26 protein-coding genes are annotated in these 25,835 nt (G+C 73.8%); 15 read left to right on the forward strand and 11 right to left on the reverse strand.

What is annotated here, in order from left to right; genetic code table 11:
* Nucleotides 1–28: 28 nt before the first annotated feature.
* Nucleotides 29–1,834, reverse strand: coding sequence for a thiamine pyrophosphate-requiring protein (locus tag K4S16_RS35320; protein WP_149263418.1), 1,806 nt, complete (start codon nt 1,832–1,834; stop codon nt 29–31).
* A gap of 28 nt (nt 1,835–1,862) precedes the next feature.
* Complete coding sequence (locus K4S16_RS35325) at nt 1,863–2,888, reverse strand: SDR family oxidoreductase (RefSeq protein ID WP_149263419.1); 1,026 nt, start codon at nt 2,886–2,888, stop codon at nt 1,863–1,865.
* A 155-nt stretch (nt 2,889–3,043) separates the two neighbouring features.
* Between K4S16_RS35325 and K4S16_RS35330 the strand changes: the two genes are divergently transcribed.
* From K4S16_RS35330 to K4S16_RS35340, 3 genes are all read left to right on the forward strand, one after another.
* Nucleotides 3,044–3,871: an inositol monophosphatase family protein gene (locus K4S16_RS35330; RefSeq protein ID WP_149263420.1), complete on the forward strand. Its 828-nt coding sequence runs from the start codon at nt 3,044–3,046 to the stop codon at nt 3,869–3,871.
* A gap of 163 nt (nt 3,872–4,034) precedes the next feature.
* Nucleotides 4,035–4,940 (forward strand): aldolase, encoded by a 906-nt coding sequence (locus tag K4S16_RS35335; protein WP_149263421.1) that lies wholly within the window; start codon nt 4,035–4,037, stop codon nt 4,938–4,940.
* Between the two features lie 147 nt (nt 4,941–5,087).
* Nucleotides 5,088–6,404 (forward strand): alkaline phosphatase PhoX, encoded by a 1,317-nt coding sequence (locus K4S16_RS35340; RefSeq protein ID WP_149263422.1) that lies wholly within the window; start codon nt 5,088–5,090, stop codon nt 6,402–6,404.
* A gap of 30 nt (nt 6,405–6,434) precedes the next feature.
* Here K4S16_RS35340 and K4S16_RS35345 read toward each other — a convergent pair whose 3' ends face one another.
* Entirely contained in the window at nt 6,435–6,752 is a 318-nt protein-coding gene (locus K4S16_RS35345) for a hypothetical protein (protein WP_149263423.1), read from the reverse strand.
* A 67-nt stretch (nt 6,753–6,819) separates the two neighbouring features.
* On the opposite strand from K4S16_RS35345, the gene K4S16_RS35350 reads away from it, so the two are divergent.
* The 3 genes from K4S16_RS35350 to K4S16_RS35360 are packed head-to-tail and all read left to right on the forward strand — an operon-like array spanning nt 6,820 to nt 8,306.
* The gene (locus K4S16_RS35350; protein ID WP_149263424.1) at nt 6,820–7,251 is read left to right on the forward strand and encodes a SlyX family protein; all 432 of its coding nucleotides are present in this window, start codon (nt 6,820–6,822) and stop codon (nt 7,249–7,251) included.
* A complete protein-coding gene (locus K4S16_RS35355; protein WP_149263557.1) occupies nt 7,248–7,676 on the forward strand; it encodes an SRPBCC family protein in 429 nt (142 codons plus the stop codon). The genes K4S16_RS35350 and K4S16_RS35355 overlap by 4 nt, the downstream gene beginning before the upstream one ends.
* 15 nt (nt 7,677–7,691) lie before the next feature.
* Nucleotides 7,692–8,306 carry a DNA-3-methyladenine glycosylase I gene (locus K4S16_RS35360; RefSeq protein WP_149263425.1) on the forward strand — a complete coding sequence of 205 codons (615 nt, stop codon included), beginning with the start codon at nt 7,692–7,694 and terminating at the stop codon, nt 8,304–8,306.
* 141 nt (nt 8,307–8,447) lie between these two features.
* On the opposite strand, the gene K4S16_RS35365 is transcribed toward K4S16_RS35360, so the two are convergent.
* From K4S16_RS35365 to K4S16_RS35375, 3 genes are all read right to left on the reverse strand, one after another.
* On the reverse strand, nt 8,448–11,018 hold the full coding sequence (locus K4S16_RS35365) for an FtsX-like permease family protein (RefSeq protein ID WP_149263426.1): 2,571 nt from the start codon (nt 11,016–11,018) through the stop codon (nt 8,448–8,450).
* Between the two features lie 5 nt (nt 11,019–11,023).
* A complete protein-coding gene (locus K4S16_RS35370; protein WP_200842300.1) occupies nt 11,024–11,788 on the reverse strand; it encodes an ABC transporter ATP-binding protein in 765 nt (254 codons plus the stop codon).
* A 109-nt stretch (nt 11,789–11,897) separates the two neighbouring features.
* Complete coding sequence (locus K4S16_RS35375) at nt 11,898–12,683, reverse strand: enoyl-CoA hydratase-related protein (protein ID WP_149263427.1); 786 nt, start codon at nt 12,681–12,683, stop codon at nt 11,898–11,900.
* Nucleotides 12,684–13,001: 318 nt separating this feature from the next.
* Between K4S16_RS35375 and K4S16_RS35380 the strand changes: the two genes are divergently transcribed.
* Entirely contained in the window at nt 13,002–13,169 is a 168-nt protein-coding gene (locus K4S16_RS35380; protein ID WP_083980698.1) for a DUF3117 domain-containing protein, read from the forward strand.
* A gap of 101 nt (nt 13,170–13,270) precedes the next feature.
* Entirely contained in the window at nt 13,271–14,740 is a 1,470-nt protein-coding gene (locus K4S16_RS35385) for a leucyl aminopeptidase (protein WP_149263428.1), read from the forward strand.
* Between the two features lie 42 nt (nt 14,741–14,782).
* Here the strand turns inward: K4S16_RS35385 and K4S16_RS35390 are convergent, their stop codons facing one another.
* Both K4S16_RS35390 and K4S16_RS35395 read right to left on the reverse strand, forming a co-directional pair.
* The gene (locus K4S16_RS35390; RefSeq protein ID WP_149263429.1) at nt 14,783–15,403 is read right to left on the reverse strand and encodes a hypothetical protein; all 621 of its coding nucleotides are present in this window, start codon (nt 15,401–15,403) and stop codon (nt 14,783–14,785) included.
* Entirely contained in the window at nt 15,396–16,055 is a 660-nt protein-coding gene (locus K4S16_RS35395) for an O-methyltransferase (RefSeq protein WP_149263430.1), read from the reverse strand. Before K4S16_RS35395 ends, K4S16_RS35390 begins: the two co-directional genes overlap by 8 nt.
* 169 nt (nt 16,056–16,224) lie before the next feature.
* Between K4S16_RS35395 and sigE the strand changes: the two genes are divergently transcribed.
* The 5 genes from sigE to K4S16_RS35420 all read left to right on the forward strand — a co-directional run bounded on the left by sigE (nt 16,225) and on the right by K4S16_RS35420 (nt 21,184).
* Complete coding sequence (gene sigE, locus K4S16_RS35400; RefSeq protein ID WP_235037273.1) at nt 16,225–16,959, forward strand: RNA polymerase sigma factor SigE; 735 nt, start codon at nt 16,225–16,227, stop codon at nt 16,957–16,959.
* A 64-nt stretch (nt 16,960–17,023) separates the two neighbouring features.
* Complete coding sequence (locus tag K4S16_RS45275; RefSeq protein WP_200842301.1) at nt 17,024–17,686, forward strand: anti-sigma factor; 663 nt, start codon at nt 17,024–17,026, stop codon at nt 17,684–17,686.
* Nucleotides 17,683–18,801, forward strand: coding sequence for a MucB/RseB C-terminal domain-containing protein (locus K4S16_RS35410; RefSeq protein ID WP_149263432.1), 1,119 nt, complete (start codon nt 17,683–17,685; stop codon nt 18,799–18,801). Before K4S16_RS45275 ends, K4S16_RS35410 begins: the two co-directional genes overlap by 4 nt.
* A 102-nt stretch (nt 18,802–18,903) precedes the next feature.
* A complete protein-coding gene (locus K4S16_RS35415) occupies nt 18,904–20,712 on the forward strand; it encodes a S1C family serine protease (RefSeq protein WP_149263433.1) in 1,809 nt (602 codons plus the stop codon).
* 121 nt (nt 20,713–20,833) lie between these two features.
* Nucleotides 20,834–21,184 (forward strand): sec-independent translocase, encoded by a 351-nt coding sequence (locus K4S16_RS35420; RefSeq protein ID WP_149263434.1) that lies wholly within the window; start codon nt 20,834–20,836, stop codon nt 21,182–21,184.
* A gap of 105 nt (nt 21,185–21,289) precedes the next feature.
* On the opposite strand, the gene K4S16_RS35425 is transcribed toward K4S16_RS35420, so the two are convergent.
* Nucleotides 21,290–22,429: an Mrp/NBP35 family ATP-binding protein gene (locus tag K4S16_RS35425; RefSeq protein ID WP_149263435.1), complete on the reverse strand. Its 1,140-nt coding sequence runs from the start codon at nt 22,427–22,429 to the stop codon at nt 21,290–21,292.
* 129 nt (nt 22,430–22,558) lie between these two features.
* On the opposite strand from K4S16_RS35425, the gene K4S16_RS35430 reads away from it, so the two are divergent.
* On the forward strand, nt 22,559–23,017 hold the full coding sequence (locus tag K4S16_RS35430) for a MarR family winged helix-turn-helix transcriptional regulator (RefSeq protein ID WP_200842302.1): 459 nt from the start codon (nt 22,559–22,561) through the stop codon (nt 23,015–23,017).
* On the opposite strand, the gene K4S16_RS35435 is transcribed toward K4S16_RS35430, so the two are convergent.
* Both K4S16_RS35435 and K4S16_RS35440 read right to left on the reverse strand, forming a co-directional pair.
* Nucleotides 23,014–23,514: a DUF1003 domain-containing protein gene (locus tag K4S16_RS35435; RefSeq protein ID WP_149263436.1), complete on the reverse strand. Its 501-nt coding sequence runs from the start codon at nt 23,512–23,514 to the stop codon at nt 23,014–23,016. The two genes, K4S16_RS35430 and K4S16_RS35435, sit on opposite strands and share 4 nt — an antisense overlap.
* A complete protein-coding gene (locus K4S16_RS35440; protein WP_149263437.1) occupies nt 23,511–24,809 on the reverse strand; it encodes a magnesium transporter MgtE N-terminal domain-containing protein in 1,299 nt (432 codons plus the stop codon). Before K4S16_RS35440 ends, K4S16_RS35435 begins: the two co-directional genes overlap by 4 nt.
* A gap of 106 nt (nt 24,810–24,915) precedes the next feature.
* Here K4S16_RS35440 and K4S16_RS35445 point away from each other — a divergent pair, with 106 nt between their 5' ends.
* Nucleotides 24,916–25,815, forward strand: a complete 900-nt coding sequence (locus tag K4S16_RS35445; protein ID WP_235037274.1) for an RNA polymerase sigma-70 factor — start codon at nt 24,916–24,918, stop codon at nt 25,813–25,815.
* The last annotated feature ends 20 nt before the right edge of the window (nt 25,816–25,835 follow it).

Consider the following 25,835-nt stretch of genomic DNA (forward strand, 5'->3'; position numbering starts at 1 on the left):
CGGCCGGCCTCGGCGGCTCGCGGCACCGTCAGTCGTGCTTGCGGCCCGGCATGTTCTCGTACATCTCGGTGAGCTTCTGGCGGAATCCGCGGGCCGCGATGCCGACCTTCTGCGGGTCCTTGATGCCGGCCTTGACGGCCTTCTTCGCCTGGTCCTTCATGATGTGCGGCGGGATCGGGGCGATCTCGTTGTCCACCACGAACTCCAGGACCACCGGGCCGTCGCTCGCGAGAGCCTCCTGCCAGGCCTCGGTGACCTTCTTCGGATCGTCGCAGTAGATGCCCTTGAGCCCCGCCAGTTCGGCGAACTTGGCGTAGGGGAAGTCGGGGATGCTCTGCGAGCCCTCGTACTTGGGGTCGCCGCCCATGGCGCGCTGCTCCCAGGTCACCTGGTTGAGGTCCTGGTTGTTGAAGATGGCGAAGATCAGCGGCGCCGCACCGGCCATCCGGTCGGCGTACCGCTTCACGGTGATCATCTCGTTCATGCCGTTCATCTGGAACGCCCCGTCCCCGACGAACGCGATCACCGGGCGGTCGGGGTAGGCGAACCGCGCCGCGATCGCGTACGGGACGCCGGGCCCCATCGTGGCCAGGGTCCCCGACAGGGAGGCCTTCATGCCGTCCCGGAGCTTGATGTGCCGGGCCCACCAGTTGGTGCCCGAGCCGGAGTCGGCGGTGAGGATGACGTCGTCGGGCAGGAGCGGGGACAGCTCGTGCGCGACGGCCTGCGGGTTGATCTTGCCGTCGAAGCTCTGGCCCGCCCGCTTCTCCATGACCGTGTTCCAGGCGCGGACGTTCTCCTCGATCTCCTCCCGCCAGGAGCGGTCCTCCTTGCGCCGCAGCAGCGGGATCAGCTCCCGGAGCGTCTCCTTGGCGTCCCCGACGACGTGCGCGTCCATCGGGTGGCGGATGCCGATCATGCGGCCGTCGATGTCGATCTCCACGCCCTTGCAGCTGCCCTCGTCCGGCAGCCACTCGGCGTACGGGAAGCTCGTGCCGATCATGAACAGCGTGTCGCAGTTCATCATCATCTCGTCGCTGGCCTTGGAGCCGAGCAGGCCGATCGGGCCGGTGACGAACGGCAGGTCGTCCGGGACGACCTCGCGGCCGAGCAGCGCCTTGGCGATGCCGGCGCCGAGCAGCTCGGCCGTCTCGATCACCTCGGCCTCGGCGTTCGCGGCGCCCTGGCCGATGAGCATCGCGACCTTGGTCCCCTCGTTGAGGATGTCGGCCGCCTTGCGCAGCTCCTCCGGGTCCGGCAGCACCCGCGGCCGGCTCCACCCCACGCTGGAGTAGACCGAGCCGTGCTCCTTGGGAGGCGAGGGCACCGCGTCGGACTCCTGGACGTCCTCGGGAATGATGATCGTCGCGACGCCGCGGGTGGTCAGGGCCGTCTTGAACGCCCGGTCGATGACGTGCCGCATCTGGCCGGGGTGCATGACGATCTGGCAGTACTCCGAGACGTCGGAGAACAGGTTCTCGAGGTTGACCTCCTGCTGGTAGTGCGTGCCCTGCGCCAGGCGCTTCTGCTGCCCGACGATCGCGACGACCGGCTGGTGGTCCAGCTTCGCGTCGTACAGGCCGTTCAGCAGGTGGATGGCGCCCGGCCCGGACGTCGCCGCGCACACGCCGACCTCGCCGGTGAACTTCGCGTGGCCGCAGGCCATGAAAGCGGCCATCTCCTCGTGCCGCGTCTGGATGAACTCCGGCTTGCCCTCCGCGCGGTCGAACGCGCCGAGCATCCCGTTGATCCCGTCGCCCGGGTATCCGTAGACGCGCTCCACGCCCCACTCGGTCAGCCGCTGGAGCACGTAGTCGGCCACTTGCTGAGCCATCGCTGTCTCCTTCGTCGTCACTGGTCCGTCATCGCCGCAGCAGCCTGGCCGCGCCCGCGGCGGCCCCCGCCGCGGCCCCGGCCGTCGCGGCCCCGACCAGGTACTTGTGCCGCCCCGCCCACACCTGCGGGCTCCTGGCGTGCGCCTGCTCGTCGAACCGCCCGTGGCTGCCGTGGTCGTGGTCGCCCGCCGCGTCCGCGGGCTCCCACAGGTTCGCCGGCTGGTCCGGCCTCGTCCGCTTATCGGTCTGCTGGGACTTGAAGCCCGTCCGGGCCAGGTAGCGGTCCAGCAGCCCCGTCGCGAACTTGTCGGCCAGGATCGTGCCGACCGTGCTGCCCCCGACCCAGTACTCCCGGCGGCGCGGGTGCTCGGCGGCGTGGACGAGCGCGTCCGCCGCGATCTCCGGCTGGTAGATGGGCGGGACGGGCTGCGGGCGGCGCGGCAGCCGGTTCAGCACCCAGTCGAACTGCGGGGTGTTGACCGCCGGCATCTGCACCATCGTCACCTTCACGCCGCTGCGCTCGTGCATCAGCTCCGCCCGCAGCGAGTCGTGCAGCCCCTGCACGGCGTGCTTGGAGCCGCAGTACGCGCTCTGCAGGGGGATGCCGCGGTAGGCCAGCGCCGACCCGCACTGGACGATCACGCCGCGGTCGCGCGGCATCATCCGCTTGAGCGCGGCCCTCGTGCCGTTGACGTAGCCGAGGTAGGTGACCTCGGTGGTGCGCTTGAACTCCTCGGGCTCGATCTCCCAGAACGGCGCGAACACCGAGGAGAACGCCACGTTGACCCACACGTCGATCGGCCCGAGCTCCCTCTCGGCCGCCTCCGCCGCCGCGTCCACCGCGCCGGCGTCGGCCACGTCCACGCTGATCGGCATCGCGCGCCCGCCGGCGGACTCGACGTCCGCCGCGGCCCCGCGCAGCCCCTCCTCCCCGCGGGCCAGGAGGGCCACCCGCGCCCCGCGGCGCGCGAACGCCACCGCGGTGGCGCGTCCGATGCCGCCGGAGGCTCCCGTAACCACGACGACCGTTCCCTTATCGATCTTGTGCTTCATGTTTCATCCCCATGAGGGCGGCGCTGGATCCGGCACAGTGACCCACTGCCCGAGCCGAGGGCTCTGTAACAACGGCCCCGCCGGGGCCCGCCGGCCCTCGGATACGGTCGTGATGAGGTGCGCACTCGCGCCCCCGCCGTCGCCGAAGGAGAAGAATGAGCGCCGATGTCCCCGCCTCGCGGGAGCTCGCCGGGATCGCCGAACTCGCCGCCCGCGCCACCGGGGACCGCCTGCGGACGGCGTTCCGCTCGCGCCCCGAGGTCGACCTCAAGCGCGACATCCACGACCCGGTCACCGTCCACGACCGGGCGGCGGAGGAGACGATCCGCGAGGTGCTGGCCGAGCACACCCCCGGCAGCGCCGTCGTCGGCGAGGAGGGCGGCGTGGGCGGCGGGGACGGCGACCTGCGCTGGTTCGTCGACCCGATCGACGGGACGGCCAACTTCGCCGTCGGCCTGCCGTTCTTCTGCGTGTCCATCGGCGCCGCCATCGGCGACGAGCTGGTGGCGGGCGTGGTGTACGACCCGGTCCGCGAGGACATGTTCACCGCCTCGCTCGACGGCGCCACCTGCAACGGCGAGCCGATCCGCAGCCGCGGCGCGACCCGGGACGAGACCGCCGTCGTCGCCACGTCCTACCCGAGCGCCTACGACCTGAGCCTCGGGCGCGAGGAGGCGCTGCGTCGCTACGGCCGGATGGTGGACGCGTTCGCCACCGTCCGCCGCCCGGGCAGCGCCGCCCTCACCCTCGCGCACGTCGCCGCCGGATGGGTCGACGCGGCCTACGACTCGTCCATCAACGCCTGGGACATCGCCGCCGGGCTGCTGCTGGTCAGGCAGGCGGGCGGGACGTACGTGCCGCTCCGCGGCGAGCCCGGCGGGCACGACTGGGAGGCCCCCGGGTACCTGGCGTGCGTGGGCGGCTTCGACCTGGCCGGCTCCGTCATCGCCGAGGTCGCGGACTACAAGCCCGCCGGGTCCTGAGCAGTGGCCGCGGGGCGCGCCTGCGGGCCGCCCCGCGCCGCGTTGACAGGCGTTCGTGATCTTGAGCAGACTCGGCCTGGCCGGTGGCGCGAACCCGGCGCCGCGCGTTTCGCGGACAGGGACGGTGAACCATGATCGATGCGCTGGTGCGGCGGGTGGCGCGATGACGCCCGGCACGGGCTCCGCGCCGGGAGAACGCGCCGCGCGGATCGCGGGGCTGGCCGAGGTGCGGGCGGTGCGTCCGGAGTCGATCGCCGAGGCGGCGGAGCGCCGGGTCAGGCGCAGGACGCTGCTGGGGGAGTCGGGGCGGCTGATGCTGCTGGCGGCTGATCATCCGGCGCGTGGCGCCCTGGCGGCGGGTGGTGATGCGCTGGCGATGGCCGATCGGGGTGAGCTGCTGGATCGGTTGTGCGTGGCGTTGGAGCGGCCGGGTGTGGACGGTGTGCTGGGCACGGCGGATGTGATCGAGGATCTGCTGCTGCTGGGCGTGCTGGAGGGCAAGGTCGTGGTCGGTTCGATGAACCGGGGCGGGCTGGCGGGGGCGTCGTTTGAGATCGACGACCGTTTCACGGCCTACAGTGCGGCTGCGATCGCGGCGTCGGGGTTGGACGGCGGGAAGATGCTGCTGCGGGTGGACGATGAGGACCCGGCGACTGTTCGCACGTTGGAGGCGTGTGCTCGGGCGGTGTCGGAGTTGGCCGGGCGCGGGTTGATGGCGATGGTGGAGCCGTTCATCTCGCGTCGGGTGGACGGCCGGGTCCGCAACGACCTGTCGCCGGAGGCGATGACGCGTGCGGTCGCGATCGCGTCGGGGTTGGGGACGACGTCGGCGTACACGTGGCTGAAGGTGCCGGTGGTGGCGGACATGGAGCGGGTGATGGCGGCGTCGACGCGTCCTGCGCTGCTGCTGGGCGGGGAGGTGGCCGCCGATCCCGTCGCGGCGCGGGAGGGGTGGCGGCGTGCGCTGCGGCTTCCCACGGTCCGGGGCCTGGTGGTCGGCCGGTCCCTGCTGTATCCGCCGGACGGCGACGTCGCCGCGGCCGTGGACGCCGCAGTGGAACTCCTCTGAGACCACGCACCGCGCGCGTTCCGGCACTCCCGATGAGATCGGACCAACGTTGGCCTGGGGTTTTCCCTCCCGGCCGGTGATCGTTCACTGCCGGTTCAGGGGCGGCGACCAGGCTCCCGCGTGATCCCCTCTCACAAAGGAGTGCCCATGTCCGTGACCCGTCGCGGAGTCGTCAAGGGCGGCGCGGCCGGCGCGCTGTCCATCGCCCTCGCCGGAAGCCTGGACGGAATCTTCCAGACCTCCGCGGGAGCCGAAACGGGAGAGGCCTACGGCTACGGCCCGCTGGTCCCCGACCCCAAGGGCGTCCTGGACCTGCCCAAGGGCTTCTCCTACAAGACGTTCTCGGTCGAAGGCGAACCCATCTCCGAGGGCGTCGTCGTCCCCGGCCACCACGACGGGATGGCCACCTTCCCCGGCGGCCGCCACGGCCGCACCCGCCTGCTGCGCAACCACGAGCAGAGCAACAACGGCACCCGCGCCGTGGGACGCCCCGAGTGGACCTACGACCCCGCGGCCAACGGCGGCACCACCACGCTGGAGGTCGACAGCAAGGGCGACCTGCTGTCGCAGTACGTCAGCCTCGCCGGGACCGCCACCAACTGCGCGGGCGGGCGGACCCCCTGGGGGACGTGGCTGACCTGCGAGGAGACCGAAGGGTTCACGGGCCAGACCAAGACCCACGGCTGGGTGTTCGAGGTCGACCCGACCGGCCGCAGGACCGAGCCCGTCCCGCTCACCGGGCTCGGCCGGTTCGCCCACGAGGCCGTCGCCGTCGACCCGCACACGCTCACCGCGTACCTGACCGAAGACGCGTCCAAGCCGTTCGGGCTCTTCTACCGCTTCAGGCCCCGCGCCCACCGCGGCGGCTACCACGCCTACATGGCGGGCGGGAAGCTGGAGGCGCTGAACGTCCCCGGCGTCCCGGACCTGTCGGCCGTCCAGGAGCCCGGGTCGCGGTTCCGGGCCGAATGGCTGGAGGTCCCGGACCCGTCGGCGAAGCAGACCTCGATCCGCAAGCAGTTCGACACGATCACGCGGAGCCAGAAGATCGAAGGCGCCTGGTGGGGCCACGGCAAGGCGTACTTCGTGTGCAGCTTCTCCCGGAAGGCCGACGGCGGCGCCGCCGACCACGCCGGGCAGGTCTGGACCTACGACCCGCACCGCGGCGAGGTCGAGCTCCAGCTCGTCTTCAAGCCGGGCGGACGCTTCGACGGCCCCGACAACATCACCGTCTCCCCCTACGGCGGCGGCGTGATCCTGGCCGAGGACGGCGACGGCGAGCAGTACCTCATCGGGACCACCCGCCGGAACGAGCCGTTCGCGATGGCCCGCAACGCCCTCAACGACAGCGAGCTCACCGGCGTCACGTTCTCCCCGGACGGGCGGATCCTGTTCGCCAACCGCCAGTCCGGACCGGGCGCGACGTTCGCGATCACCGGGCCCTGGCACCGCCTGCGCGGCTGACGCCGGACCCGGCGGACCCTGCCCCGCCGATCAAGCGAGGCCGCGGCGGGCGACGGACGGGGGGCGGGTGCCCCGGATGGAGGCCACCATGTCGAGCACCTGGCGCGTCCCGTCCGCCTGGGACTCCGGCACGCGGAACCAGGTCGCGCCCAGCCACGCGTAGACCGACGCCGCGGCCAGCAGGCCCGCGTCGGGCTCGCGGGCGTCCGTCTCCAGCGTGACCAGCACGGCGTCCCCGGACGCGACGAGCCGCTCCACGCGGCTCGCCGGGGGCGCCGTGCCCGCGTCCACGACACCGCCCGGAACCGGCGCGTCCGGTGGAAGGACCTTGCGCTCTTGCAACCCCATGCCGCCAAGCGTGGCACGATCGGGGACGGGGAGTCGTCCTCCAGATGGGGTGCCGTCAGATCGGAGCGTGATCGTGGTCGTGGTTCTCGTCCTGGCCGGCGTGGCCGTGCTGGGCGCCGTCGTCGTCCTCGCCATGGGCCGGGGCGGCGAGCTGGCCGAGGCCCATCCCGACTATCCGCCGGTCAGCGTGGACGCCGAGGGGCGCCCCGTCATCGGATGGGACGTCTCCCACGTCCGGTTCCCCAGGACCATCTGGGGGTACCAGACGCACGTGACGGACGACGCTGTCCACCGCCTTTCCGAGGCCCTGCACGAGCGCGACGCCCGCGTGGCCGACCTGGAGCGGCAGCTCCGCGACCTCCGCAAGCGCCTCGGCGACGCGGAACCGTCCCGCCCGGTCGGCGCCCTGCACGGGATCGACGAGCCCGGCGCCCGGGTGCCGCTGCGCAAGGAGCCCGTCGAGCCGGACGGCGCCCCGAAGGAGGAGGAGCACTCGTGAGCGCGGTCGCCGTCCACGCGGAGGCGGTCTCGGCGGCCCCGCCGGACCGGGTCTTCGAGGTCCTCACCGACTGGCCGCGGCACGCCGAGTGGATGCCGTTCACCCGCGCCGAGGGCGGCGACAAGGTCGGCGACGAGCTGCGGGCCTGGACGGGCGTCGGCCCGGTCGGCTTCCTCGACACCATGGTGATCACCGACTGGCGGGCGGGTCGCCGCGTCGCCGTCCGGCACACCGGCCGCGTGGTGCGCGGCGAGGCGTACTTCAAGGTCCTCCCGGAGGGCTCCGGCAGCCGCGTCGTCTGGGCGGAGCGCGTCGACCTGCCGCTCGGCCCCCTCGGCCGCGCCGGCTGGCTGGTCGCCGGGCCGGTCGTGCGCGCGTTCATGACCCTCGGGCTGCGCCGCCTCGCCGCGCTGTCGCAGGCATGAGGTAGAACGGGGCGCGTGAGCACCGCGATTCTTGGCGAGGACGGGCTGGCGCGCTGCCCGTGGGCGCTGTCGGCGCCCGACTACGTCGCCTACCACGACGACGAATGGGGCCGTCCGGTCCGCGACGACCAGGGGCTCTACGAGCGGCTGTGCCTGGAGGCGTTCCAGTCCGGCCTGTCGTGGCTGACGATCCTGCGCAAGCGCGAGGGCTTCCGCGCCGCGTTCTGCGGCTTCGACATGGAGAAGGTCGCCGCGTTCGGCCCGGACGACGTCGAGCGGCTGATGGCCGACGCCGCCATCGTCCGCAACCGCGCCAAGATCGACGCCGCGATCGGCAACGCCCGCGCGGCGCTCGACCTGCCGGGCGGCCTCGCCGCGACCGCCTGGCGCTACGCCGACCCCGACTCCCCGTCCTATGCCGACATGGCGGATGTCCCCGCCTACACCGACGCCTCGAAGGCCCTCGCCAAGGAGCTGAAGAAGCACGGCTTCCGCTTCGTCGGCCCCACCACCGCCTACGCCCTCATGCAGGCCTGCGGCCTAGTCGACGACCACCTCAGTGCTTGCTTTGCGTCCTCGCGGTCGGAGGGCCCGGGGGCCCTCCGACCGCGAGAACGCTGCGATCGCTAGCATCGCTCCGGCTCGCCTTGCGGCTCGCTGCGCGATCAGTTTCTCGCAGGCTCGAAACTGGCTTCGCACGCGATCGCCACCTTGAGGTCGTCGCTGGCTAAGGCGGTGGCTGAGCATGTGCGCGCGTCCAATCGCGGCGGATCAGTGGGTTGGCGAGGCGATGGCCACGGCTCGCTTTGCCGGGAGGGCTGAGACTGCGTGGGTGACGGCGGCGGCGCCTGCGATGACCAGGGCGAAGAGCCACCAGGGGGCGTTCGGGGCCAGGAACGAGCTTCCCGTGGCGAGGTGCAGCAGGGACGCCGTGCCCAGGGCCGTGCCGAGGCCGAGGAGGCTGCCGAGCAGGACGACGGTCGCGGCCTCCCAGCGGACGATCGAGCGGATCTGCGCGTCCGTCGCGCCGACCGCGCCGAGCAGGCCGAACTCGCGGGTCCGTTCGCCGACGCTCATCGAGACGGTGGTCGCCATGCCGAACAGGGCGAGCACGAGCGCCATGCCGATGAAGCCGTAGATGACGCTCATCCCCTTGGTCATCGCGGCGGACGCCGTCTTCACGTAGCCGTCCCGGTCGAGCACCTTCAGGCCCGGCGCGTCCGCGAAGGCGCGGGACAGGGCCCGCTCGGTGCCGCCGCGGACGAGCACCACCTGCGTCGCCGCGGCCGGGTCGAGCCGGTCCATCGTGGCCTCCGAGACGAGGGCCTGGTCGGCGAACAGGTGGGACGGGTCGTGGTAGGCGGCGGCGACGGTGAGCTCGACCCGGCCGCGGGCGCCGCGCACGACGACCCGCTGCCCCTTCTTGATCTTCTGGCCCTTCATGACCGTGGACGTGAGGGCGACCTGGCCGTCGCCGAGCCGGGGAAGGCGGCCGCCGAGCTTCAGCACCGCCGGCACCGCCGCCTGATCGGCGCCCGTCACGGTGAGGTAGACCGGCACCGGGTCCTCTTCGGGCGACGGCTTCTTGGGCGGGGGAGACACGAGCTTGACCTCGGACGTCGTGAGCGCCGCCGCGGCGGTCACGCCGGGCACGGCCGCGGCCTTCCGCGCGGCGTCGCGGGGGAGCGGCGCCTGGCCGTCCGAGGTCATCCCGGTCGCGGTGATCGCGTGGTCGGCCCGCATCACCTCCCGGCCCGTCGTGGCGAACCGCGCGTCCACCGACAGGACGATCAGCGCGGTCGAGGCGACCAGCGCGACGCCGAGCATCAGGGACGACGCCGCCGACGACACGCGGCGCGGGCTGCGGGTGATGGTGGCGCGGGCGAGGCGCCCCGCCTCGCCGCTCACGGACGTCCCGATGCGGCCGACCAGCCCGCCGAGGGGGCCGACGAAGAACGGGGCGAGGACGGCGAGCGACGCCACGGTCGTCATGCAGCCCAGCAGGACCATCACGCTGGTGCCGGCGGTGCGCTCGGGGCCGGGCGGCTCCTCCGAGCGGATCCCGAAGACGCCCCCGAAGAAGATCCAGGCCAAGGCGAACACCGCCAGGGCGCCGAGGACGCGCGGCCAGCGGCGCCCCGCCGTCTCGGTGCTCGCGTCCCGCAGCGCCTCCATCGGAGAGATCTTCGCGGCGCGGCGGGCGGCGCGGCGCGCCGCGAGCTGGGTGACGAGGATTCCCGCCGCGGCGGGGATCGCGAGCGCGATCCAGCCGTACTGCGCGTCGGCGGCGGAGATGTCGAAGCCGTCCTCGGCGAACAGGTGGGTGAGCAGCGCCGACACCGGGTAGCCGAGCGCGGTGCCGCCCGCCGAGGCGACGACGCCGAGGGCGAGGGCCTCGAACCGGATCAGCCGCTTGATCTGCCGGGGCGTCGCGCCGATCGCGCTGAGCAGCGCCAGCCGCCGGGTCCGCTGCCGGACGAGCGTGCCGAACGTGTTGGCGACGACGAACAGCCCCACGAACACCGCGACGGACGAGATCATGCCGATGGCGCCGCCGATCGATCCTCCGGCGGCCTGCAGCTCCGCGGACTGGGCGTGCCGGACGTCCGCCGCCGTCCGGACGGTGACGTCCTTGCCGAGCTCGCGCGCCAGCGCGGTGCGCAGCTCGGACGCCGAGCCGCCGGACGCCCTGACCCACACGCTCTGCCACGTCCCCGCCGGAAGGCCCGCCGCCTGCGCGACGGTACCGGGGGGCGCCAGCAGCAGGTCGCCGCTCGCCACGGCGCTGTGCCCCTGCACGGTGACGATCCCGACGATCCTCATGTCCCGGCTCTGCTTCGGCAGCAGCACCTTCAGGGTGTCGCCGACGTCGAGCCCGCCCGCGCGGGCCACGTGCCGGGTGACGGCGACCTCGCCGTCGGCGGCGGGCGCGCGTCCCGACTCCAGGTGGTAGGGGTTGAGGCGGCCGTCCGGCGTCCACGGCCGCAGCGCCGTCCCCGCCCCGGCCGGCGGCAGGATCGGCTCGCCGTCCGAGCCGCTCGCGGTCACCGGGACCATCGCGTCGCCCGCGGCCGCCGCGACGCCGGGACGTCCCGCCACGGCGCTCAGCGCGACCCGGCCGTCCGGCGGCGAGTACGGGTCGTCGGGGTCGGCCGAGCCGCCCTGGACGAGGACGTCGGCGCGGGAGTACTCGCTGGCGTCGCTGCCCGACACCGCCTCCTGCGCCCGCAGCGTGAACTGCAGGGCGCCCGCGATCAGTCCGATGGAGAACACGGCCGCCAGCAGCGTGGCGGTCAGCCGCGTCCAGCTTTCGGCGAAGGAGCGGCGCGCGATCAGCCACATGGCGCTCAGCCCTCCATCCGGCGCATCACGGCGTGGACGCCGTCGATGGTCGGCTCGAGCAGCTCGTGCACGATCATGCCGTCGGCCAGGAACAGCACCCGGTCGGCGTGCGCGGCGGCCGCCGGATCGTGCGTCACCATGATCACCGTCTGCCGGTAGGCGTCCACCGCGCCGCGCAGGAAGCCCAGCACCTCGGCGCCCGACCGGGAGTCGAGGTTGCCGGTCGGCTCGTCGGCGAACAGCACCTCCGGCCGGGTCAGCAGCGCCCGCGCCACCGCGACCCGCTGCTGCTGCCCGCCCGACAGCTCGCTCGGCCGGTGCGACAGCCGATCCCGCAGCCCGAGCGCGTCCACGATCGTGTCGAACCACTCCCGGTCGGGGCGCCGGTTCCCGAGCCGCCCGGTCAGCCGGATGTTCTCCTCCGCCGTCAGCATCGGCAGCAGGTTGAACGACTGGAACACGAACCCGAGCCGGTCGCGGCGCAGCTTCGTCAGCCGGGTCCGCGACAGCCGGGTGATGTCCACGTCCCCGATCAGGATCGAGCCGGACGTCACGGTGTCGAGCCCGGCCATGCAGTGCAGGAACGTCGACTTGCCGGAGCCGGACGGCCCCATGATCGCGGTGAACCGGCCCCGAGGGAAGGACGCCGAGACGCCGCGCAGCGCGGTCACCTCGTTCTCGCCCGTCCCGTAGGACCTGACGATGTCGCGCGCGACGGCGACGTGGTCGTCGAGCTGCCCGGCAGGGGGTGCGGCGGCTGTCTGCATCATGCCGTCCAGCAAACCGCCGGGCACCCCTCGCCCACATTGACGCGGGCTCCCCACTCCATGCGGGGGAAGGCCCTACCCCCGCCCAGGGGGAGCCCGGCGTGCGGCGGCGCTAGCGGCCTTCGAAGACGGGCTGCTGCTTCTTCAGGAACGCCTCGGTCGCGTTGTGGTGGTCGCTCGTCTTCTCGCACTCGTCCTGGAGCTCCGCCTCGCGTTCGAGGGCGGACGCCAGGTCGTGGGTCGCGGCGTGGTCGAGGGCCGCCTTGACCGCGCCGTAGGCGACCGTCGGGCCGGACGCGAGGCGGCGCGCGAGCTCCACCGACGCCGGAGCGAGCTCGTCGGCCGGGACGACGCGCGTCACCAGCCCCATCTCCAGCGCATCCTGGGCCTTGACCGGCTCGCCCAGCAGCAGCAGTTCGGCGGCCTTGGCGCGGCCGACGAGGCGCTGCAGCGTCCACGACATGCCGCTGTCGGGGGCGAGGCCGATCCCGGTGAACGCGGTCGCGAACCGGGCCTTGTCGGACGCGACGACCAGGTCGCACGCGAACGCCAGCGACGCGCCCGCGCCCGCCGCCACGCCGTTCACCGCCGCCACGACCGGCTTGCGCATGCCCGCGATCGCCAGCACGATCGGGTTGTAGTGGTCGCGGACGGTGCCGTCCAGGCCCCGGCCGGCGGCGAGGTTGTCGCCGTGCTCGCGCAGGTCCTGGCCCGCGCAGAACGCCCGCCCCGCACCCGTCAGGATGACCGCGCGGACGGCGGGGTCGGCCGCGGCGCGCACCACGGCCGCGCGCAGGGACTCCTTCATCTCGACGGTCAGGGAGTTCATCCCGTCGGGACGGTTGAGTGTGATCGTCCCCACTCCGTCGGTCACGTCGAAAAGCACGGTCTCAGACATCGTCGTCCTCTCGGTCCTCGGTAGATCTTCCCAGGCCACCTTCGACGAACACCGGCGGGGCGGGCAAGAGCGGTCCCGCCCCCGGTGCGGCGGCCCGCGGCCGGGGGCCCGGGCCGTCCCGCCGCCGCCGATCCTGAGGCCCGCAGGGGGCCGCGACCTGCGTCCACGGGTCCCGGCTGCCGATCTGGAGGCTGATCGTTACCACTTCGCGCCCGGAAGACGAGATAATGGACCACTACTGATGACGCGGATGCGACACGCGGCCACGCGGCCAGAGGTGTGCGAGGCCGCGGCCCTACTTGGGAAGGGGATGCACGCATGGCGGCGATGAAGCCGCGGACGGGAGACGGTCCGCTCGAAGTGACCAAGGAGGGACGCGGAATCGTCATGCGGGTCCCCCTCGAAGGCGGCGGCCGCCTCGTGGTCGAGCTCTCCGCCGACGAGGCCAAGGAGCTCGGGGAGGCCCTCAAGGACGTCGTGGGCTGACGGCCCCGCCGCTCCCGGCTTGTTGGTGACGGTCCCGGCGACGCCGCCGGGGCCCTTGCCATTTCCCGTAACGATTCAGCGATCAGGGGGGACCCACCGCCATGCCCATCGAGACCCGCATCCACGGTGCCGGCGGCACCGTGTCGCAGACCGCGGTCGACCTCGGGGCCGAGGTGGTGGCGGTGCCCGTCCGGTCCGGCCCCGCCGCCCCCGCGGCGGAGGTCGCGGCCTCGCTCCCCTTCACGCTGGACGAGCTGCTCGCGCTGCACCAGGCCAAGGGCGAGCCGGGTGAGATCATCGCCACACAGGTCCGCGTCGGCGACCGGGTCCGGGAGCTGCTGCTCTACGGGGTCGGCGACGCCGCCCCGGGCGACCTGCGCAAGGCCGGCGCCGCGCTGGCCCGCCGCGGCAAGGGGCGGACGGCGCTCGTCGCCGGGGTCCCGGACGGCGACCTCGCGGCCTTCGTCGAGGGGGCGCTGCTCGCCTCCTACGAGTTCCGGATCGGTGCCGCCCCGCCGAAGAAGGCGCTCGGCACCCTCGCCGTGCTGACCGAGGCGGGGCCCGAGTCGGACGCCCCCGCGATCGAGCTCGGCACCGCGCGGGCCCGGGCCACCGCCCTCGCCCGCGACCTCGCCAACACGCCGTCCCGCGAGAAGGACCCCTCCTGGCTCGCCGCGCAGGCCGAGCGCGTCGCCGCCGAGTCCGGCCTCACCGTCCGCGTGCGCGGCGAGAAGGAACTGGTGGAGGAGGGGTTCGGCGGCCTGGTGGCCGTCGGGGGCGGATCGGCCCGCCCGCCCCGGCTGATCGAGCTCTCCTACGAGCCGGCGGACGCGGACGGGGCCTCGCCGCGCCATGTCGTCCTGGTCGGCAAGGGCATCACGTTCGACAGCGGCGGCCTGTCGCTGAAGCCCAACGAGGGCATGAAGACGATGAAGACCGACATGGCGGGCGGCGGCGTCGTCATCGCCGTGATGAGCGCGCTGCGGGACCTCGGCGTCCGCACCCGCGTCACCGGCCTGGTCGCCGCGGCGGAGAACATGCCGTCCGGCTCGTCGATGCGCCCCGGCGACGTGATCGCCCACTACGGCGGGACGACGTCGGAGGTGCTGAACACCGACGCCGAGGGGCGGCTCGTCCTCGCCGACGCGCTCGCCTACGCCGACGCGCGGCTCGACCCCGACGCGGTGGTGGACGTCGCCACGCTCACCGGCGCCGCCAAGGTCGCGCTCGGCCTGAAGCACGCGGCCCTGTTCGCGAGCGACGACGCCCTCGCCGAGGCCCTCACCCGGGCCGGGAAGGCCGCCGGCGAGCCCGTGTGGCGGCTCCCCCTGGTGGAGGAGTACCGCGCCGCGATCGACTCCGACGTGGCCGACATCAACAACATCGGGCGCGGCGGCTACGGCGGCGGCTCGATCACGGCGGCGCTGTTCCTGCGCGAGTTCGTCGGCGACCGGCCCTGGGCGCACCTCGACATCGCCGGGCCCGGCCGCTCCACCTCCGAGGACGCCGAGATCACCCGCGGCGCCACCGGTTACGGCGCCCGCCTCCTGCTGGACTGGCTGACGGCCTGACCCGTCCCGCCCGCGCGGACGGGCGGTCGCTTCACGCGGCGGTCACCGCACGCGGCGGTCGATCACCGGGACGCGGCGCCGCCGCCTGGCCTGCTTGACGATCTCCGGGAGCGTCGCGTCCCACCCGGGCTCCACCGCGAAGCACCACGGGACGGCCGCCGCCGTGGCGGGCACGTCCCGCATCGTGAGCGCCACCAGGTGCGCCCGCTCCGCCGTGCGCGCCATCTCGGCCAGCTCCGGGGTCGGCAGGAAGACCAGGTAGTCCTGCTCGCCGCGGCGGGTGCCGCCGACGCCGCGCCGCAGCGCCGTGATCGCGGCCACCTCGTCCCAGGGCAGCGTCCGCCCGGACCGGCGCGGCAGCGGCCAGCCGGCGGGGCGCCGCACGCCGGCGCCGTCGAGCTCCAGGACGGGCCGGCGCGACAGCATGCCGCCGGCCGACACCAGCAGGCCCGCCCCGAACAGGCCGAGCCCCGCCACGCCCAGCACCATGACCACGACGCTGCCGACGCCCGCGCCGCGCATCGCCCCGCCCGCGACGAACCCCACCGACGCCAGGAACAGGATCGCGAACGCGGCCAGCCGCCACACCCCGCGCCAGGTGACCCGCACCCGGACCGCGAACGCCTCCCCGGCGGCCCGGTCGCGGAGGGCGTCCTCAGTCACGCCGGACGGCGCAGAGCAGGCCGTCGCCCACCGGGATCAGCAGCGGGACGAGCCGGTCGTCCTCGCGGATCATGCGGTGCACCTCGCGGATCGCCTCGGTGTCGGGGTCGCGCTGGTCGGGGTCGGCGACCCGGTCGTGCCAGAGCGCGTTGTCGAACGCGACGACGCCGCCCGGCCGCAGCAGGCGCAGCGCGTCGACCAGGTACTCGGGGTACTCGCGCTTCGCCGCGTCGCAGAACACCATGTCGTAGGCGCCGTCGGTGAGGCGCGGCAGGACCTCCAGCGCCGGGCCGATGATCATCCGGGTGCGAAATCCGGACAGGCCCGCCTCCCGGTAGGCCTGCTTCGCCAGCCGCTGGTGCTCCGGCTCGATGTCGACGCTGGTCAGCACCGCGTCCTTCGGCATGCCGCGCATCAGGTAGACGCCGGACACGCCGCAGCCCGAGCCGACCTCCACGACCGTGCGCGCGCCGATCAGCGTCGCGATGAACCGCAGCGCCGCGCCCCCGGCCGGGCCGATCGGCACCGCGCCGACCTCCTGGCCGCGGCGCCTGGCGTTCAGGAGCGGCTCGTCCTCGGGGAGGAAATCCTCCACATAGGCCCGGGTGGCCTCAATGGCGTCGATGGCTGCCTCCTCGTGGGACCCCCGCATGGCTCATGCTGGGAAGACCATATCGTTGCAGGGGAACCAACTGGCGTTTCAGCGCGTTGTAAGGGACACAGGCAAGCACCGAGTCGGTATCAGAACCGCCCCAGCCCAGGCGAGACCGTGCCGTTCCAAGGCGGGACCTTGGCTCACGAGAGAGGAACAGCCCGGCACCATGGGAGTCGCAGCACTCAGTTTCAGAAGCGCTGTGGGGGTCGGCGCCAGGCAGGGGCTTGGAAACGCCGCTCGCACCCGAGAGAACGCCCCCGAGGCCGAATGGGCGCCGCCGTCCTGGGACGAGGTCGTCCGCGAGCACTCCGCCCGCGTCTACCGGCTGGCCTACCGCCTGACCGGCAACCAGCACGACGCCGAGGACCTCACGCAGGAGGTCTTCGTGCGGGTGTTCCGCTCCCTGTCGAACTACACGCCGGGGACGTTCGAGGGCTGGCTGCACCGGATCACCACGAACCTGTTCCTCGACATGGCCCGGCGCCGCCAGCGCATCCGGTTCGAGGGACTCGCCGACGACGCCGCGGAGCGCCTCCAGGGCCGCGAGCCGACCCCGGCGCAGGCGTTCGACGACAACAACTTCGACGCCGACGTCCAGGCCGCGCTCGACGCGCTGGCCCCCGACTACCGCGCCGCCGTCGTGCTGTGCGACATCGAGGGGCTGTCCTACGAGGAGATCTCCGCGACCCTCGGCGTCAAGCTCGGCACCGTGCGCAGCCGCATCCACCGGGGGCGTGCGCAGCTGCGGGCGGCGCTGGAGCACCGCGCGCCCACCCGGCGCCGGCCCGGCACCCGCAACGACTTCCAGGCCGCCGTCGCATGCGGCGACCCGGCGGCCGGCGGCGAGCCCGGGGGGCTGCACGCGGCGGGCGGTGTCCGGCCGCTGCCGGACGGCGTGTAAAGCTGTGCTCACCGCGCGCGGGGCGGGACCGCGCGCCCGACGGAACGGAATCGACGGAGGCGGCGTGAGTTGTCTGGGGGAGCGTCTGACCGCGCTGGTCGACGGTGAGCTGGGGGACGAGGAGCGCGAGCGCGCCCACGCCCATCTCGCGCGATGCGCCGACTGCCGGGACGAGGCCGACCAGCTGCGCAAGCTGAAGGGACGCCTGCGGGGGCTCTCCGAGCCGCCGGCGGCCGACGGGACCGACGACCTCCCGTCCGGCGACTTCCTGGACCGGCTGCGCACCCTGCCCGCGTCCGCCGGGCTTCCGGACCCGGCCGACGCCCCTGACGCGACCGTTCCCGACCTCCCGATCGAGCCGGCGGCCTCGCATGCCGGGGCGCGCCCACGGCACCCCTCCCGGCCCCTCCGATCATCGGCCCGTCCCGTCCGGCCGCCGCACGCCGCCCGGCCCCGCGACAACCGGCCGCGCGACGCCCGCCCGGCCGGGCATGCCGCCGCGGTCCGCGTCCAGCCGCGGCGCCGCTACCTCGTGGTCGGGGCCGCCACCCTCTTCCTCGGCCTCGGCACCGCCTCCTACATGGCGGGCGGGCGCCAGGACGCCCCCGCCGTCACCCCCGCGTTCGACCGGTTCGCCGTCGAGCACGCGCTCACCTCCGGTGACGCGCCGATGACCGATCCGCTCACCGACCCGGTCAACCAGGTCCAGGTCTCCCCGGGGCCGTGAGGCGCGCGACCTCCAGGGGGCGCTGCCGGCGCGGCGCCGCCCTGGCCGCCGGGCTCGCGGGCGCCCTCGCGCTGGCCGTGACGCTCACCGGCGACCCCGCCCCCGCGCGCCGCGTCCGCAGCGATCCGGGCGCGCTCGCCCTGCTGCGCGGCGCCGCCGACGCCGCCCGCCGCGTCCCCTACGAGGGCCGGCGGTTCCTCACCACCCGCAGCGGCGGCAGGGCCGCCACCTCCCGCGTCGCCGTGTCGCACACGCCGGGCGCGGGCATCCGGTACCGGTCCGGGTCCGCGGGGGAGGGCTACCGGCCCGAGTCCGCCGCCGGGGACACCACCGGCTTCACGCCGGCGACCCTGGCGCTGCTGACCCGCAACTACTCGGTGGTGCGCGCCCCGGACGCCTCGGTCTGCGGCCGCCCCGCCCGCGTCGTCGAGGCGCGCCGCGCCGACGGCAGCCCCGCCGGGCGCTTCTGGATCGACCGGGACACCGGCCTGATGCTGCACCGCGAACTGATCGACGCCACCGGCCGCCCGGTGGTCGCCAGCGGCTTCACCGAGATCAGCTTCAGCGCCTCGCCGATCGGGCCCTCTCCGCTCAGCCGCCCGCTCGGCGGCCCGTCCCGGTTCCCCGGCGCGAGCGCCGGCAGCCCCGTCGAGAACACCCGCGTCCGCGAGAGCGCGAGCGCGCGGGGCCGGAAGCTGGACCGGGCGGGCCTCGCCGAGCTGCGCGACCGCGGCTGGCCCGTCCCGGAGGACCTGCCGGGCCGGCTCACCCTCTACGACGCGCGGCGCGAGAAGGACGGCGGCGCCCTGCACCTCAGCTACTCCGACGGCCTCGCCGCCGTGTCGGTGTTCGTGCAGCGCGGCTCCCTCGACGAGCGCGGCATGACGGGCTGGCAGCGGACCAGCCGCCGGGGCCGGACAGTGTTCCGCCGCGAGTCGCTGCGGCGCTGGGCGGTGTCGGCCGGGAACGGCTACGTCTACACGGTCGTGACGGACGCGCCGCAGAGCACGGCGACGGCGGTGGCGCTGAGCATGCCGCGCGGCTCCGCGTCCCACTGGAAGCGCCTCTCCCGCGGCGCTCGACGCCTTGCCACAGCGGCGAATCCGTTCGATTGACCCGAGATGTGGGTATCGGCGGCAGGTCTTATGCTCGCCACATGCCATGCGGGGCAGCATGAGCACGGATAACGAGGACCATGCTCGGTAGGAGAGATGGGGATGACGGAAGACAACCGCGGCCCGGTCAGGGCGCCGTCGGAGGACGACGACGTCGTCCCCGGCCAGGAGCCTGAGCGTCAGGAGGCGGCGGCCCCTCCCGAGACGGTGACCGACCGGGAGATCCCCCTGGAGCAGCCGGTGGACGACCCCGAGGCCGACGACCCCGAGCCCGGACCGGCCCGCGCCGAGGACGGCGCCGAACCGCGCCCCGAGGACGGGCGCGAGTCCGGCGAGGAGGGCGACCGCCTGGTGGCCGGGGGGTTCGCGCCGCCCGACTCGTTCGGCGGCCCGCCCGACACCAGCGAGGACGTGCTCTCCCAGGCCGCCGCGGACATGCCGCAGGAGGTGCCGCTGCAGGACGCCCCGCCGCGCGACATGCCGCAGCCCCCGCCGCCGGTCCCGCTCGACAAGCCGCCCGTGGAGGCGGCCGACGACCGGCCGCGGCCGGGGTTCGTCCCGCACAACCAGGACCCGAGGGCCGCGCAGGGCGGCCCGTACGGGGGCTGGCCGCAGCAGTCCCACCAGGGCCCGCCGCCGCCCGCGCCCGGGCGCCCGCCGATGGGCCCGCCGCCCGCGCCGCCCGGCCCGCCGCCCCCCGGCGGCCCCGGCCCCCGCCCGATGGCGGGCTACGGGATGCCGCCCGGCGGCACCGGGCCCAACTGGGCGCCGGTCCCCGCGCCCCCGTCGTCGTCGCGCGGCGGCCCGGGCCTCGGGCTCCTCGCCGTCGTCGCGCTGATCGTCGCGCTGGTGGCCGGGGCCGTCGGCGCCGGAATCGGCGTGATCGCGACCGGTGGCGACGACGACCCCTCGTCGGTGAGCCTCGGCGGCAGCAACAGCAGCGACACCAAGGTGCAGAGCCGCCCGCCGGACTCGGTCGCGGGCGTCGCGCAGCGGGTGCTCCCGAGCGTCGTGATGATCCGCGTGCAGTCCGCGCAGGGCGAGATCGGCGGCACCGGCTTCATCGTGAACGGCGGCTATGTCATCACCAACAACCACGTCGCCTCCGGCGGCGGCGGCGGTGGCGGCCAGATCCAGATCGTCTTCAACGACAAGAAGACGCTGCCCGCCACGGTCAAGGGCGCCGACCCGAGCTCGGACGTCGCCGTGCTGAAGCCGGAGGGCCAGCACTCGCTGCCCCCGCTGCCGGTCGGCGACTCCAGCGCCATCGCCGTCGGCGACCCGGTGATCGCGATCGGCTCGCCGCTCGGCCTGCAGGGCTCGGTCACCACCGGCATCGTCAGCTCGCTGAACCGGGCCGTGCCCACGCGCGGCGAGGGCGGCGGCGGCGACGCGTCCTACCTCAACGCCATCCAGACCGACGCCGCGATCAACCCGGGCAACTCGGGCGGACCGCTGGTGGACGCCAAGGGCCGCGTGATCGGCATCAACACCGCGATCGCGACGCTCGGCGGCCAGTCGATGGGCGGGGAGCAGCAGAGCGGCAGCATCGGGCTCGGCTTCGCGATCCCGATCAACCAGGGCAAGCGGATCGCCGAGGAGATCATCCGGACGGGGACCGTCAAGCAGGCCAAGCTCGGCGTGCTGCCCGACCCCCGCTACCAGGAGGGCGGCGCCCGGATCATGCAGCAGCCGGTCAACGGGCAGGACCCGGTGACCAAGGGCGGCCCGGCGGACAGGGCGGGCCTCAAGCCCGGCGACGTGATCACCAAGGTCGGCGACAAGCCGATCGAGGACGCCACCGACCTGATCGCGCAGATCCGCAGCCGCGCGCCCGGCGAGCGAGTCACCATCACGTACCAGCGGGGCGGCAAGGAGGCGACCACCCAGGTGACCCTGGGGTCCGACTAGGCGCGGATGTTCAAGTCCGGTTCATCCGGGCTGGGGATACGCTGGGGGGACCGGCCCGCCTCTGGGCCGGTCCCCTTGGGTTGTGTGGCCCGCCGCGGCGGGCCGGTGTGTGGAGGACGGGTTGTTCGACGTCGGACTCGGTGAGATGGCGGTGCTCGTCGTCCTCGCCCTGGTCATCTTCGGGGACAAGCTGCCGCAGGTCGCGGGGCAGGCCGGCCGGATGCTGCGGCAGTTCCGCCAGATGGCCGACAGCGCCAAGGCCGACCTCCAGGAGGGGCTCGGCCCCGAGTTCAAGGACTTCGACCTCAACGACCTCAACCCGAAGACGTTCGTCCGCAAGCACCTCTTCGAGGACGAAGACACCTACCCGAAGAACGACTCAGGCCTCTTCGACGACGAGCCCTCGTACGCGACGACGACCACGGGCCTCGGCCCTAGCGAGAAGCCGCCGTTCGACAACGAGGCGACCTGACCTCGCGGACCTTCCGTTCCCCCAGCGGCCCACCGCGGTCTGGGGTGTGCCCGCCCGCCCCGGCCTGACTTCCTGCCCGGGGTAGAGGCCCCGGGCAGGTACCGGTCAGCGGCCCTTCGGGCTGATGCCGAGGGACATGCCGGCGAGGCCGCGGCTGCGGCCCGCGAGCTTGTCGGCGATCGTGCGCAGCTCCTTGGCGGCGCCGGCGTCGGGGTCGGCGAGCACCAGCGGGACGCCGTTGTCGCCGCCCTCGCGCAGGCGCGGGTCGATCTGCACCTGGCCGAGCATGGGGACGCGCGTCCCGAGCGTCTTCGTCAGCGCGTCCGCGACCGTCTGGCCGCCGCCCTCGCCGAAGATGTGCTGCTGCTCGCCGCAGTGCGGGCACGTCAGGTAGGACATGTTCTCGATCACGCCGACGACCTGCTGGTGGGTCTGCGCGGCGATCGCGCCCGCCCGCTCGGCCACCTCGGCGGCGGCCTGCTGCGGGGTGGTGACGACGAGGATCTCCGCGGACGGCAGCAGCTGCGCGACCGAGATCGCGATGTCGCCGGTGCCGGGCGGCAGGTCCATCAGCAGGATGTCGAGGTCGCCCCAGTACACGTCCGCGAGGAACTGCTGGAGCGCGCGGTGCAGCATCGGCCCGCGCCACACGACCGGCTGGTTCCCGGCGGTGAACATGCCGACCGAGATCACCTTCACGTCGTGCGCGGTCGGCGGCATGATCATGTCTTCGACCTTGGTGGGCGGGGTGTCCACGCCCAGCATCCGCGGCACCGAGTGGCCGTAGATGTCGGCGTCCACGACCCCGACCTTGCGGCCCTGGGCGGCCAGCGCGGCGGCGAGGTTCACCGTCACCGACGACTTGCCGACGCCGCCCTTGCCGCTCGCGACCGCGTACACCTTGGTCAGCGAGTTCGGCTGGGCGAACGGGATCTCCTTGGCGGGCTGCCCGCCGCGCAGCTTGGTCTGCAGTTCCTTGCGCTGCTCCTCGCTCATCACGTCGAGGTCGACGCGCACGGAGGAGACGCCGTCGAGTTTGGACACGGCCTCCGTGACGTTCTTGGTGATGGTGTCCTTCATCGGACACCCGGCCACGGTCAGGTAGACGCCGACGCGGACGGCGCCGTCCGCGTCGATGTCGATGCTCTTGACCATGTCGAGCTCGGTGATGGGCTTACGGATCTCGGGATCGAGCACCGTGGCAAGGGCCGCGTTCACCCGCTCGGTCGTCACAAGGGAGGCCATGTGTCCATGGTATGAACCCCGCGTGCCAACCTGCTAATCAGGGTGTCCGGCCTCACACGCCATGGTGTGCGACCTCACGCGGGGCGGCCGCCCATCGCCCGGACGGCGCGCCGGGCCTACGATCGGTCCGTGACCAGCGAAACCGCCCCGGCCGCCGCCGAGCTGATCGTGTGGCGGACCCTGCTGCGCGCGCAGGCGCGGCTCTCCCGCCGGCTGCAGGCGGAGCTGCTGGCCCGCCACGACCTCGCGCCCGGCTCCTACGACGTGCTGATGCACCTCGGTGAGGCGCCGCACGGGCGGCTGCGGATGAACGACCTCGCCGACCGCGTGCTGATGTCGCGCAGCGGCCTGACGCGGCTGGTCGACCGGATGCAGCGGGACGGGCTGGTGACCAGGCAGTCCTGCGCGAGCGACGCCCGCGGCCTGTTCGCCGCCCTGACCCCCGAGGGCCGGGCCCGGCTCGCCGAGGCCGCGCCCACCTACCGGGAGGTCGTCCGCGACCACGTCCTGAGCCGGCTGGACGAGCCGGACGTGCGCGCCCTCGGCCGGATCCTGGACAAGCTCGCCGACGAGGGGGACCCCGCCTAGGGGACGGGGTTCTTCGCGTCCAGCTCCTTGAGGATCTGCTGGAGCTCCGAGCGCACGAAGTCGCGGGTGGCGACCTCGCTCAGCGCGACCCTCAGCCCGGCGATCTCGCGGGTCAGGTACTCGGTGTCGGCGATGCTCCGCTCGTTGCGCGACCGGTCCTGCTCGTACTGGACGCGGTCCCGGTCGTCCTGCCGGTTCTGGGCGAGCAGGATCAGCGGGGCCGCGTAGGACGCCTGCAGCGACAGCATCAGCGTCAGGAAGATGAACGGGTACGGGTCGAACCGGAGCGACGGCGGCGCCACCACGTTCCACCCGAGCCACAGCGAGACGAACACCGTCATGTAGACGATGAAGCGGGCGGTGCCGAGGAACCGGGCGATCTGCTCCGACACCCGCCCGAACGACTCGGGGTCGTAGTAGAGGCGGCGCGGCAGCAGCGACCTGCGCAGCTCCCTCGGCTGGTCCAGGCGCGCGGTCATCTCGCGTGTCGTCGTCATGTCGTCCCCCGCAGAGCCTCTTCCTCGGGATCGGCGGCCCCCTCGGCGGTCGCCTCCATCGCGGCCTCCCGCCAGTCCTCGGGCAGCAGATGGTCGAGGACGTCGTCGATCGTCACCGAGCCCAGCAGGTGCCCGTTCTCGTCGACGACCGCCCCCGCGACCAGGTTGTAGGTGGCCAGGAACATCGCGACGGCCTCCAGCGACATGGTGGGGCGCAGCGGGTCCAGCGCGGTGTCCACGATCCCGCTGACCAGCGTCGGCGGCGGCTCGCGCAGCAGCTTCTGGAAGTGCACCGTGCCGAGGTAGCGGCCGGTCGGCGTCGCGGTCGGCGGGCGGCACACGTACACCTGCGCCGCCAGCGCCGGGTTCAGGTCGGGCCGGCGGATCAGCGCGAGCGCCTCGGCGACCGTCGCGTCCGGCGGGACGACCACCGGGTCGGTCGTCATCAGCCCGCCCGCCGAGTTGTCGGGATAGGTGAGCAGCCGCCGGACCGGGGCCGCGTCGCGCGGCTCCATCAGCGTCAGCAGCTGCTCGCGCTGCTCGGTCGGCAGGTCGCCGAGCAGGTCGGCGGCGTCGTCGGGGCCCATCGCCTCCAGGACGTCGGCGGCGCGGTCCACGCCGAGCTTGCCGAGGATCTCGATCTGGTCGTCCTCGGGCAGCTCCTCCAGGACGTCGGCGAGCCGCTCGTCGTCGAGCGCGACCGCGACCTCCGTGCGCCGCTTCTCCGGCAGCTCGTGCACGATGGTGGCGAGGTCGGCGGGCTTCATCCGCTCGAACGCGGCGATCAGCCCGGCCGCGCCCTGCCCGTGCTCGACGGCGGAGAACCCCTCCACGGCGTCCCAGTCGACGACCATGCTCTCGCCGCGCTTGCGCAGGCCCCGGCCCGTCCGGCGGCGGACGGCGACCTTGGTGACGAGCCAGTCGCGGGTCCGGGTCGGCTCCATCGCCACGTCCACCACGGAGACGGCGGCGCCGGTCTCGCGGACCCGGACGGTCCGGTCGAGGATCTCGGCGATCACCAGGGTCTCCGACCCGCGCTTCTGGAAGCGGCGCACGTTCAGCCGCCCGTCGAAGACGATCGCGTCCGGCTCGATCACCGTGACCCGGGTGATCGGCAGGAACACCGCGTGGCGCGAGACGACCTCCACCACCAGGCCCAGCACCCGCGGCGGGCGGGGCGCGAGGCGCAGCGCGACCACGACGTCGCGCACCCGGCCCACCTGGTCTCCCGCCGGGTCGAACACCGCGACGCCCGCGAGCCGGGCGAGGAACACCCGCGACGGAGCTCCGCTCATGGCCTGGACACTACCCGTGATCTCGGGACTGATCCGGACGGGTACGTCACATCCGGCCGCGACCCGGAGTTCGGGGGGCGAAGGGGACGTGAAAGGGTGGAGGACCGTGAGCGACGCCTTCGCAGAGCCTTTCGAGCAGTACCGCAACCTGCTGTTCGCGGTGGCCTACCGGATGCTCGGCACGGCGGCCGACGCCGAGGACGCCGTCCAGGACGCCTGGCTCCGCTGGTCGGCGGGCGACCGCTCCGGCGTCTCCGATCCCAAGGCCTACCTCGTCCGGATCACCACCAACGTCGCGCTCGACCGGCTGCGCTCGGCGCAGGCCCGGCGCGAGACCTACATCGGGCCGTGGCTGCCCGAGCCGATGCTGACCTCGCCCGACGTCGCCGAGGACGCCGAGATGTCGGAGTCGGTGTCGATGGCGATGCTCGTCGTCCTGGAGACGCTGAGCCCCCTCGAACGCGCCGTGTTCGTCCTGAAGGAGGTCTTCGGCTACCCCTACGCCGAGATCGCCCGGGCGCTGGACCGCTCGGAGGCGTCGGTCCGGCAGCTCGGCACCCGCGCCCGCAAGCACGTGGAGGCGCGCCGCCCCCGCTTCGAGGTCGGCGGCGCCGAGCGGCGCGCCGCCACCGAGCGGTTCTTCGAGGCGGTCCTCGGCGGCGACGTCAACAAGCTCATGGAGGTCCTCGCGCCCGAGGTCGCGCTGTGGTCGGACGGCGGCGGCAAGGTCCGGGCGCCGCTCCGGGCGATCTTCGGCGCGGAGAAGGTCGCGCGCTTCCTCTCCGCCATCGGGGGGCAGTCCTACCGGGGCGTCGACCCGGCCGACATGCGGTTCAGGCGCGTCCAGCTCAACGGCGAGCCGGCGATCGTCGTGGACGGCCCGGACGGGCCGATCAGCGCCGTGTCCGCCGACATCGGCGAGGACGGCCGGATCGCGGCCCTCCACCTGATCGCCAACCCGGACAAGCTGCGCGCGGTCGCGGAGGGGCGCCACCTGCCGATGTGAGGGCCGCCGCCGGCCGGCGA

Origin of the sequence: Actinomadura sp. K4S16 (assembly GCF_008327685.1) — a bacterium.
GTDB lineage: Bacteria > Actinomycetota > Actinomycetes > Streptosporangiales > Streptosporangiaceae > Spirillospora.